At 65.9% G+C, this 9132-nt stretch carries 12 protein-coding genes; 4 read left to right on the top strand and 8 right to left on the bottom strand.

What is annotated here, in order from left to right:
- The 4 genes from C4301_RS08260 to rlmB form a co-directional block, all read right to left on the bottom strand.
- Positions 1 to 438: ROK family protein (locus tag C4301_RS08260; protein ID WP_352414620.1), on the bottom strand; the 438-nt coding region annotated here is incomplete at its 3' end.
- Entirely contained in the window at positions 435 to 668 is a 234-nt protein-coding gene (locus C4301_RS08255) for a hypothetical protein (protein ID WP_352414619.1), read from the bottom strand. The genes C4301_RS08260 and C4301_RS08255, both read right to left, overlap by 4 nt.
- Positions 656 to 1723, bottom strand: coding sequence for a M20 family metallopeptidase (locus C4301_RS08250; RefSeq protein WP_352414618.1), 1068 nt, complete (start codon positions 1721 to 1723; stop codon positions 656 to 658). The genes C4301_RS08255 and C4301_RS08250 overlap by 13 nt, the downstream gene beginning before the upstream one ends.
- A complete protein-coding gene (rlmB, locus tag C4301_RS08245; RefSeq protein ID WP_352414617.1) occupies positions 1711 to 2439 on the bottom strand; it encodes a 23S rRNA (guanosine(2251)-2'-O)-methyltransferase RlmB in 729 nt (242 codons plus the stop codon). The genes C4301_RS08250 and rlmB overlap by 13 nt, the downstream gene beginning before the upstream one ends.
- Positions 2440 to 2488: 49 nt before the next feature.
- Between rlmB and C4301_RS08240 the strand changes: the two genes are divergently transcribed.
- The 3 genes from C4301_RS08240 to C4301_RS08230 are packed head-to-tail and all read left to right on the top strand — an operon-like array spanning position 2489 to position 3836.
- Positions 2489 to 2923 carry a universal stress protein gene (locus C4301_RS08240; RefSeq protein ID WP_352414616.1) on the top strand — a complete coding sequence of 145 codons (435 nt, stop codon included), beginning with the start codon at positions 2489 to 2491 and terminating at the stop codon, positions 2921 to 2923.
- On the top strand, positions 2920 to 3429 hold the full coding sequence (locus C4301_RS08235; RefSeq protein ID WP_352414615.1) for an LOG family protein: 510 nt from the start codon (positions 2920 to 2922) through the stop codon (positions 3427 to 3429). Before C4301_RS08240 ends, C4301_RS08235 begins: the two co-directional genes overlap by 4 nt.
- On the top strand, positions 3426 to 3836 hold the full coding sequence (locus C4301_RS08230; protein ID WP_352414614.1) for a hypothetical protein: 411 nt from the start codon (positions 3426 to 3428) through the stop codon (positions 3834 to 3836). Before C4301_RS08235 ends, C4301_RS08230 begins: the two co-directional genes overlap by 4 nt.
- Here C4301_RS08230 and mltG read toward each other — a convergent pair.
- From mltG to C4301_RS08215, 3 genes are read right to left on the bottom strand one after another with little or no spacing between them, the layout of a single operon-like run.
- Positions 3781 to 4782: an endolytic transglycosylase MltG gene (mltG, locus tag C4301_RS08225; protein WP_352414613.1), complete on the bottom strand. Its 1002-nt coding sequence runs from the start codon at positions 4780 to 4782 to the stop codon at positions 3781 to 3783. The genes C4301_RS08230 and mltG overlap by 56 nt on opposite strands.
- The gene (gene ruvX, locus C4301_RS08220) at positions 4754 to 5173 is read right to left on the bottom strand and encodes a Holliday junction resolvase RuvX (protein WP_352414612.1); all 420 of its coding nucleotides are present in this window, start codon (positions 5171 to 5173) and stop codon (positions 4754 to 4756) included. Before ruvX ends, mltG begins: the two co-directional genes overlap by 29 nt.
- Positions 5154 to 5834 carry a hypothetical protein gene (locus tag C4301_RS08215; protein WP_352414611.1) on the bottom strand — a complete coding sequence of 227 codons (681 nt, stop codon included), beginning with the start codon at positions 5832 to 5834 and terminating at the stop codon, positions 5154 to 5156. The genes ruvX and C4301_RS08215 overlap by 20 nt, the downstream gene beginning before the upstream one ends.
- Positions 5835 to 6176: 342 nt before the next feature.
- Between C4301_RS08215 and C4301_RS08210 the strand changes: the two genes are divergently transcribed.
- A complete protein-coding gene (locus C4301_RS08210; RefSeq protein ID WP_352414610.1) occupies positions 6177 to 6635 on the top strand; it encodes a DUF5602 domain-containing protein in 459 nt (152 codons plus the stop codon).
- A 217-nt stretch (positions 6636 to 6852) separates the two neighbouring features.
- Here C4301_RS08210 and alaS read toward each other — a convergent pair.
- Positions 6853 to 9132: alanine--tRNA ligase (gene alaS / locus C4301_RS08205; protein ID WP_352414609.1), on the bottom strand; the 2280-nt coding region annotated here is incomplete at its 5' end.

The following is a 9132-nucleotide window of genomic DNA, read 5'->3' as shown; positions in this document are numbered from 1 at the left end:
CCCCCTCAGGACCCGTCCCCCCAGGACCACCCCACCCCCAATCCCCGTGGAAACCGTGAGGTAAACGGAGCTCCCAAACCCCCGCCCCGCCCCCAGATGGTGCTCGGCCAAAGCGGCGGCGTTCGCGTCGTTTTCTAGGAAGACGGGCAAGCCCAGCTCCGCCTCCAAAAGTCTCTTTATGGGCAGGCCCCTTACCCCGGGAATGTTGGGGGTGAAGCGGATGACCCCCTCCTGGAAGTCCAAAGGCCCGGGGGTGCCCAGCCCCACCGCCTTCACCCCCTCGAGGCCCAGGGCCCGGGCCGCCTGGGCCAGGGCCCGGACCACCGCCTCACCCCCTTCCTTGGGGGTGGGGAAGACCTCCTTCCTTAGGAGTCGGTCCCCCTCAAAAAGCCCTGCGGCAATCTTCGTCCCGCCCAGGTCCAGGCCGATCACTCTCATTCCGCCTCCTCGCTCAAAACCGCCTCGGCCACACCCAACAGGGCCAGGGGCACGTACAGGCTCACGTCTCCTGTGTAGGTCCCTAGGTAGGCCTCCGGCAGACCCTCAAAGGGGGTTTCCAGGTGGACCGGGACCCCCCGGGAAAGAAGCCGCGCCCGCAGCCCCTCCGCCACCGGCCGGGGAAAGCTCCCCAAAAGCCGGTACCTCTCCCCCGCAATCAGCTTCTCCACAAGGCCTCCACCAGGCGCACGTAGTCCATCGCTGCGGCTTCAACCTCCTCCCATCGGATGGCCTCCTTGGCCGTGTGGGCCAGGGCCGGGTCCCCCGGGCCAAAGCCCAAAACGGGGGCCCTTGCCCCCAGGTAAGGGGCATCGGTGGTGAAGGGCCAAAGGCCTGCTTCTTCCTGGCCCAAAGCGGAAAGGGCGGCCTTTAGAAGCGGGTGGTCCTCGGGAAGGCGGTAGGGCGGCCAGACCATGGGGATGACCCGTTCCACCTCCCCGGAACGGCGCACCGCTTCCGGGATATAAACGCTCGCGGGCAGGGCTTCCCGGAGGCGGGCCAGGAGGGCCTCGAGGTCGGCCTCCGGATCAAACCGAACATCCAGAACCAGCCTTACCACCCCAGGGGTCTGGTTGTGCGCCCCAGGGAAGGTATAGACCGCGGTGGGGGTAAGCTTAAGGCTCGAAGGCCAGACCGATTCCTCAAGGAAGGCCAGGGCCTTCCCCAGGTCAAAAAGGGGGTTCTCCAGGCCCGCCAAAGCGGCGTGGGCCTCCTTGCCCTCGAAGTCCAGGTGGACCTCCGCCCGCCCCCGGTGCCCCCGCATCAGGCGGCGGCGGGAGGGCTCGCCCAGGATGAAGGCTTTAGGGGCAAGCCGCTCGCTGGCATACCGGCTTCCTAGCCCACCCACCTCCTCCTGCACCACCGCCAAAAAGCGGACCCGCCCCTGGGGGGCATCCCTAAGCCGCTTCAGGGCCATCAGCATGGCCACCAGGGGGCCCTTCATGTCCACCGCCCCCCGGCCGTGAACCCAGCCGTCCAGGTAGGCCCCGGAGAAAGGGGGGTGGGCCCAGTGGGAGGGGTCCCCCGCGGGCACCACGTCCAGATGTCCGGTCAGGACCACCTCCGGCCCCTCGCCGAAGACGGCCTCCACGTTGCCCGCCTCGTCCAACCTAGGGGTAAGCCCCAGACCCTTCAGGGCCTCAAGAACCACCTGGGCCGCCGGCCCTTCGGCCCCCGAGGGGCTTTCCGCCTGGATAAGGGCCTGGAGGAGTTTTAGACCGTCCACCCTTCCATCTTACGGCCAAGCCCTGCCTGGTATAAGGCGATGGCCACCGCCACGCCCACGTTGAGGCTTTCCGCCTCCTCCCGGATGGGGATGCGGAAAAGCTCATCGCACCCCTCCCGGACAAGCCGCCTCATCCCCTCCCCTTCGGAGCCAAAGACCAGGGCCAAAGGACGGCGGAAGTCCAGGGCATACAGGGGCTTTTCCCCCCTGACGTCCGCCCCGTAGACCCAAAGCCCCCGCTCTTTCAGGGCCTCCAGGGTGCGGGGGAGGTTCTTGACCCGGACCACGGGGAGCCGGTACGCGGCCCCCGCGCTGGCCTTAAGGGCCAGGGGGGAAAGGGGGGCGCTCCGCCTCTCCTCCGAGACCACCCCGTGCGCCCCCAGGGCCAGGGCGCTCCGCAGGATGGCCCCGTAGTTCCGAGGGTCGGTCACCCCGTCCAGAAGGACGAGCAAAGGCGGCTCGCCTCGAGCCTCGGCCAAGCGGAAGGCCGCCTCGAGGTCCTGGTAGGGGGGGTCTACCACCTCCGCCATCACCCCCTGGTGGTGGGTGGTTCTTAGGGCCTGGTCCAGCTCGATCCGGGGGACCAGGGTGTACTCGGCCCCTAGGGCCTCGAGCTCCCTTAAGAACCAGGCCTCCACCCCCCGGGCCACATACACCCTAAGGACCCGCCCCTGGCGCAAGGCCTCCAGCACCGGGTTTCGCCCGTAGATCCGCATCCCTCCTTTATACCACGCCTTCTTAAGTATGATGGAAGCGGAGGGTTTTATGTACAAGACCATTCTAATGCCCATCGACGGAAGCCCTTGCAGCGAGCAGGCTCTCCAGCATGGGCTCGAGCTGGCCAAGGCCCTTGGGGCCAGGGTCCACTTCCTCTACGTGCTGGAAAACCCCGCCCAGGCCATCTGGATCACGCCGGAAAGCGTCCCTTACGGCCTAGAGCTCCTCCAGGACCTGAGGCGGCTGGGCGAGGAGGCCATTGGCAAGGCCTTAGGCCAGGCCCAGGCCATGGGGGTGGAGGCCACGGGGGAGGTGAAGGAAGGCCTGCCCGTTCCCACCATTGTGGAGGCCAGCGCCCAGTACGATCTCCTCATCATGGGCACCCACGGCCGCACCGGCCTGGACAAGCTTCTTCTGGGCTCGGTGACGGAGGGGGTCTTGCACCGGACCAAGACCCCCACCTTGGTGGTCCGCTGCCGGTGAGACTGGTCGCGGTCTTCGTCTCCTCCCGGGCCAGGCCAAAGGAGGCCCTTTATGAAAAGGCCCGCCGCTACGGCCAGGTCATCGCCGAGGAGGGGTTCGGGGTGGCCAACGGCGGCTACCAAGGCGGCATGGAGGCGGTAAGCCGAGGGGCGAAGGAACGGGGAGGGTTCGTGGTGGGGGTGACAGCCCCCGCGCTGTTTCCCGAACGGGCTGGGGCCAACCCTTACCTAGACCTGGAGATCCGGGCGAAAAGCCTCTTGGACCGGCTGGAGAAGCTCTTCACCCTCGCGGAGGCCTTTCTGGCCCTTCCAGGTGGGGTAGGGACCCTGACTGAGCTCCTCCTCGCTTGGAACCACCTTTACCTTAAAGTGGGGAAGCCCCTGGGGGTGGACCCCCTGTGGCTGGACTACCTCAGGCCGGGCCTGGAAATCGAAGCAGCCCACCTCGAACTCCTTAGGCCCATTCCAGACGAAGAGGCCCTCCGGGGGTTCCTAAGAGCCGTATGAACGAACGGCCCAGCCTTATCGCCTTCCTTTCCGACCTGGGGGCGGGGGCAAGCTTTTACCAGGCCTTGGGCTTTGCCCTCGAGGCGCTGACCAAGGAGGAAGCCCTCCTCGCCCCAAAGGAGGGCCCCCTCCTCCTCCTCCGGGTCGGGGAAGGGGGGTTTGCCAAGGGCCCCTACCTCCCCACCCCCGAGGGGGAAGGGTTTGCCCGGGTCTTGGGACTGGAGGAAGGGCGGCTCATCCTCCAGGCCGAACCCCGCCAGGAGGCCCTCCGACTTAAGAAGTATGGCCTCGAGGCCCGGGACCTGGGGGAGGCCCTTCTCCTTTTTGACCCAGGGGGGAACCCCATCCTCATCAGGGGCGGTGCAGGGAAAGAAGCCGAAGGTGGGTCTCGAAGTCCGGGCTTGTGAACAACCTGCCTTGGGCGTGAAAGAAGTAGAGGAGAGGCCTCCCCCTCTCGTCGGTTAAGACCGGTTCCAGAACGCTCAAAAGCGCCGCCCGGCCGGGGTTGGAAATGGGGGTGGGGGGTAGGCCCTTGTACCGATAGGTGTTGTAGGGGGAGTCCACTAGAAAGTCCCCCGCCTTGCGGGAAAGGGCGTCTAGGGGCTTGTCCAAAGCATAGGCCACCGTGGGGTCGGCCTGCAGGGGCATCCCCCGCTCCAGGCGGTTCAGGAAGACGCCAGCGATGCGGGGCATCTCCTCCACACTCCCCGCCTCCACCTGGACGATGGAGGCCAAACTCACCCAGGCCTGGACGGAAAGCCCCCTGGCCCGGAGTTTTTCCCTCACCTCCGGGGTAAGCTCCTCCTCAAACCTCCTGAGCAGGGCTTTGAGGATCTCCTCCGCCCCGGCCAGGAGGTCAAAGGTGTAGGTGGCGGGAAACAAAAACCCCTCGAGGCTTTGAGCCTCCACGTACGGAGGTTTCAGGGGGCCAGGGTCCCGAACCCTGGCCAAGAAGGCCTCCCCGGGCAGCCCGGCCTCGGAAAGCCTTCGGGCGTAGTCCACCGCCCGGAGCCCCTCTGGAAAGGTGAGGGTCACGGTAAGGGGGGGCTGTCCGCCGGAGAGGGCCCGGGCCAGGTGGAAAGCCCCCTCCCCCTTCAGCCGGTACACCCCGGGGACGAGGAGGCGGTCCCGGCGGGAGAAGCGGAGGTAAAAGGAAAAAAGGCTCCCCGAGCGGACCAGGCCCCTTTCCTCCAAAAGCCTGGCCACTTTGCTGGCATCCATGCCCCGCTCGAGCCGGACCAGGCCCTCCCTTCCCGTGGGGCCCAAAAGCCAAAGGGCATAGGCCAAAAGGAGGGCGAAGAGGCCAAAGAGGAGGTAGACCCCCCTAAGAACCCAGGGCCGTCCCTCGGGCAAGGTAGTCCTCCAGAAGGATGATGGCCGCCATCTCGTCCAGCCTACCCTTTTCCCGCCGCACCCGCTTGGGTGCCTGGGCCAGGCGCCTCTGGGCGAGCCTGGTGGTGTAGCGCTCGTCCAGAAGCTCTACCTCCACCCCCCGGGCTCTCAAGGCCCCCACGAGCCGCAGGACCTCCTGGGCCTCCTCGCTCTTTTTGAGATCCGTCCTCTGAGGAAGGCCCACCACCACCTTTTCCACCCCTTCCCGGGCGAAGAAGGCCAAAAGGGCCCTCACGTCCTCCTCCAGCCCCTTCCGCACCAGGTACCCCCGGCCGAAGGCAAAGGGGAGGCCCTGCTCCCCCACCGCAAGCCCAATGCGGGCCCGCCCCACGTCAAGCGCCGCGAGCCGCATACGTGCTCCTATCCGCCAAGGCCACCCCCAGGGCCAGAAGCCCCACCCCTACCGCTCGGCCCAGCTCCTCGAGGCCCACCACCCCGAAGCGGTTCAGCGCGCTCGTAGAGGCCAGGACCAGGGCGGCCAGGGCGATGAGGAGGGTGCCCTGGGCCTTTAGGGGGTTCTTCCGCCAGAAAAACAGCGTGGTGTAAACAGCCACCCCCAGCATCAGCACCGTTCCGATGAGGTTGAAGGGGATGGTCCAAAGCCGGGGCGAGGTCAGGGCAGGAGGTGGAAAGGCCTGGCCCGTAGGGGCGCTGGGGTAGGGCAGGCGGGAAAGGTCCAAGGGCGCGGCAAAGACCAGATACGCCCCCCAGAGCACAAGGGGCGAAAGGACCATAAGGAGGGTCCGCGCCCCTTTGGAGTTCAGAAGGGCCAGGCTCCCGAGGCCCAGAAAGGTCACCCCGTGCATGGCGCCCACCAGGTACCAAAGCCGGTAGGCCAGAGGGGACCAGCCGCCCTGAAGCCGGGCGAGAAGCTCCAGGCTCACCCCCAGGGCAAAGAGGAAAAGGCCCAGGGCATATAAGCCTCCATGGAGGCTCGGCTTCCTGAGATAGCGCCCCAGGAGGTAAAACGCCAGGGCCCAGGAAATTAGGGAAGAAAAAAGCGCAAAACCCACAAATACAGTCTACTGGGTGACCTCCTCCCCCGAATCAATTCGGGGGCATCCCTAAGCGGATGCAGGCAGGGGACTCCTGCGCTTGAACGTAGCCGCTACACGGCTGACCGGTTTGTGGACCGTAGGCCATCCCAGACGGAATGATCAGCCCCGGGTGCTTCCGCGGGAGCGGGTCAGCCCCTTCGGGGCTACGTTCAACACCATTCCTTGGGGCTACGTTCCACACCGTAGGGGGTCTGCGCGTTCCCCCCAAAAGTAGGCTACCCCCAAATCCAATCCATCCCGGCCATCGTATCTTTAAGTGGAGGGCTAAAAGAGGACTCTCCACAAGGGAGGTTAGGTATGCGGCGCGGAAAGCTTTTGGGTATCGGTATCCTGGTGTTGGCGGCTCTTGGACTTGGGGTGGGCCAGATGGTTGGGAGCGTGCGCAAGGCCCCGCCCCCCAAGCCTTACGTGAACGTGAGCGAGGCGCTTAAGGGGGCGCTGCCCAACTTCATCCCCGGCCTGGGCACCCTGTACGTAGACCCCAGCAAACTGCCAGAAGGGCCCTTTTTGGCCTACGACAAGCAGGGGAAACTCATCAAAGTGGTCTTCATGGTGCCCATGGAGAAGCTGGGCAAGGAGAAGTACGTGGACATCGGCACCGCGACCCTTAGGGCCCTGGGGTACACCCGGTTTGACCACGTGAACCTCATCCCCTCTGGTCCCCACCCCGGCGTGGACAAGCCGCACGTCCACATCGAGTTGGTTTTGGTTTCGGTGGATGAAGAGCGGAAGCTCTTGGAAGGCGAGCCGTACTAGAGAACCTTCCTGAAGCAGAAAACACCCCCCCTAGGGGGGTGTTTTTCGTGACGTCCTCCCCCGGATGGATTCAGGGGCATTCCCCGGGGTGGGTGCAAACCGCCTTTGGACCGAAGGGCCAAACACCAGGTTTGTGGACCATATGCCGATACCATCCCCAAGGGCATGGAACGATCCTCTTTGTGGAGGGGAATCGGCCTTGCCCAAAGGGGTTAGGTTAGATCATCTCCAACAGGGCTGCCTGAGCCCGGGCAAAGTCCAACCCCCCGCCCTGGGCCAAGGACCCCTTGCCCCCACCCCGTCCCCCCGCCCTTTCCGTAAGGGAGCGGAACAGGGTCCCCGCATCCAGGCCTTTTTCCATGGCCCGTTTGGATAGCTTGAGCACCGCGCTTTCGCCGGAGAAGAGAAGGACCACGTCCACCCCCCGGGCCACCAGATCGTCCGCCGCCTGGCGCAAGGCGGCCATGTCCAGTCCAGGAAAGTTCCGGACCGTGTACCGAAGGCCCCCCTTTTCCTCCACCGACCCTTCCCGGAGCTCCGCCTGGACCAGACGGGCCTTGAGGGCCTCGGCCTCCTTCTCTTTAGCTTTTAGCTCTTCCTTGAGCCTACGGAACCTTTCTTCGAGAAGGGCCTCTCCGACCCCCAGCTCATCGGCCAGGCGGTGGAGCCGCCTCCTCATCCCCTGGACGAAGGAGACCGCACCTTCCCCGGTCAGGGCCTCCACCCGCCGCACCCCTGCGGAAACCGCCTCCTCTTTCACGATGAAGAAAGCCCCGATCTCCCCTGTGCGCCGCACATGGGTCCCCCCGCAGAGCTCCTTGGAGGCTTCCGCCACCTCCACCACCCGAACCACCTCGCTGTACTTCTCCCCGAAAAGGGCCATCGCCCCTTCCCGCTTCGCCTCCTCCAGGGGCTTATAGGTCCAGCGCACAGGCAGGTCGGCCATGATCCAGCGGTTGACGAGCCGCTCGATCCTTTCCAGCTCCTCCAGGCCTAAGGCCTCGGGGTGGGTGAAGTCAAACCGGAGCCGGTCGGGGGCCACGAGGCTTCCCGCCTGCCGGACGTGGGGGCCCAAAACCGCCCGCAAGGCGGCGTGAAGGAGGTGGGTGGCGGTGTGGTTCCGCTCCGTCTCCCGCCGCCTCGGGTCCACCACCGCCCGCACCTTCTCTCCCACCCTTAAGACCCCCTCCTCCACCCGGGCCCTATGAAGGTATATTCCCTGCTCTGTCCTGCGGGTGGTCTCCACCTTAGCCCTTCCCCCAGGCCACTCCAGATGGCCGAAGTCACCCACCTGTCCGCCCCCTTCCGCGTAAAAGGGGGTCTTGTCCAAAACCACCTGGACCTCCGTACCCGCCTTGGCCTCGGCCAAGGAACCGTCCCCCGCCAAGAGCGCTAAGACCTCGGCCTCGGCCTCGAGGTCGGTGTAGCCCACGAACTCGGTGCCCCCTTTTTCCTCGTAAAGCTCCTCCAGGACCTGGGCGCTTCGCTTGAAGATCCCCCGCTCAAAGGCCATGGCCGCCCGGGAGCGCTCCTGCTGAAGCCGCATCGCCTCCTCGAAGCCCTCGGTGTCCACGCCAAAGCCCCGCTCAGCGGCGATCTCCACCGTGAGGTCTAGGGGGAACCCGTAGGTGTCGTACAGCCGAAAGGCCTCCTCCCCCGGCAGGGCCTCCCCGGGCCTCAGGGCGGAAAGGAGCTCCTCAAGCCGCCTCACCCCGCCCTCCAAGGTCTCCAAGAAGCGCTCTTCCTCCAGGCGGATCTGCTTGGTCACGGCCTCGAGGTTCTCCCGCATCTCCGGGTAAAAGTCCCCGAGGAGCTCCGCCACTAAGGGGGCGAGGCGGTGGAGGAAGGGGTCCTTCAGACCCAGGAGGTAGCCATGCCGGAGCGCCCGACGCAGAAGCCTCCGGACCACATAGCCCCGGCCGGTGTTGGAAAAGGTCGCCCCGTCGGAGAGGGCCGCCACCACGGCCCGGACGTGGTCAGCGATCACCCGGTGGCTCACGGAGGCCCTGCCCTCGTAGGGCTTCCCGCTCCAAAGGGCCACCTGCTCTATGAGGGGGAAGAAGGTGTCCGTTCGGTAGAAATCCTCCACATCCTGCAAGATGGCCGACACCCGGTAAAGCCCCATTCCCGTATCGATGTTTTTCTGCGGAAGCGGTTTCAAAATCCCCGGTCCCGGGATGGGCCCCTGGCGGTCGTACTGCGTGAAGACCAGGTTCCAGATCTCCACGAACCGGTCCCCGCTTCCGGTGTTGGGGCCGGTCTCATCGGGGGTGCCGAAGGCGGGCCCTCGGTCGTAAAAGATCTCCGAACAAGGACCGGAAGGGCCGTTTGGGCCGTGGGTGATGGCTCCGCCCGGCCAGTAGTTCTCCTCCTCCCCGAACCGACCGATCCGCTCCTCGGGCAGACCCACGAGGTCGCGCCAGATGGCGTAGGCCTCGTCGTCGTCCTCAAAAACCGTCACCCAGAGCCGGTCGGGGTCGAGCCTGAGGTGCTCGGT

This window comes from Thermus sp., assembly GCF_040290245.1.
Taxonomy (GTDB): domain Bacteria; phylum Deinococcota; class Deinococci; order Deinococcales; family Thermaceae; genus Thermus_A.
Note: the sequence above shows the minus strand (reverse complement) of the source record. Positions and strands in the feature narration are given on the sequence as shown.